This is a genomic window from Bacillus sanguinis, assembly GCF_018332475.1.
GTDB classification, from domain to species: domain Bacteria; phylum Bacillota; class Bacilli; order Bacillales; family Bacillaceae_G; genus Bacillus_A; species Bacillus_A sanguinis.
The window spans coordinates 1-475 of the sequence record NZ_BOQB01000544.1; the positions used below are offsets into that span (position 1 = coordinate 1).

Here is a 475-nt window from a genome sequence, read left to right on the forward strand (position 1 = left end):
CTTTTTTATATTTTTATAATGATAAAGCCCCTCTTACTTTTTTCCACAGTAAGAGGGGTCCTTTTATGCGTATACTTTCTTTTCTTGACAATACAAACGAATAACATGTTTATTTTGTTGAAATACATCATGCGTTAGGCGGATAATAATAAAATTCCGTTTCGTTTGATCATCATGAACAAAAATCTGTTCTCCCTCCTGAAAACGCCAAGCACTTTCAAAAGTTGTAATATGATCCCCACTTACAGAAAAAAGCTCATATCGCATATCTTGTACCCTCTCTCAACTTATAATAATCATAATATCCTTATATTGAATTTAGTATAACTTAATTCTGTTTAAATTTGTAATTTTTTCTATTTCGAAATATTTTAATTTTGTTTTAAGGTTCTTTTAACGTTATAATGGTAAACGAATTTTCATTGAAAGGAGCTTCATTTTGACTGCATATTTATTCCCTGTAAAAACAGCATTT

Annotated in this window: 1 protein-coding gene; it reads right to left on the reverse strand. The window is 28.8% G+C overall.

All coding sequences use genetic code 11. From position 1 onward, the window contains the following. Positions 1 to 63 precede the first annotated feature (63 nt). Positions 64 to 267: a hypothetical protein gene (locus KI369_RS28415; protein ID WP_001268332.1), complete on the reverse strand. Its 204-nt coding sequence runs from the start codon at positions 265 to 267 to the stop codon at positions 64 to 66. Positions 268 to 475: the final 208 nt, after the last annotated feature.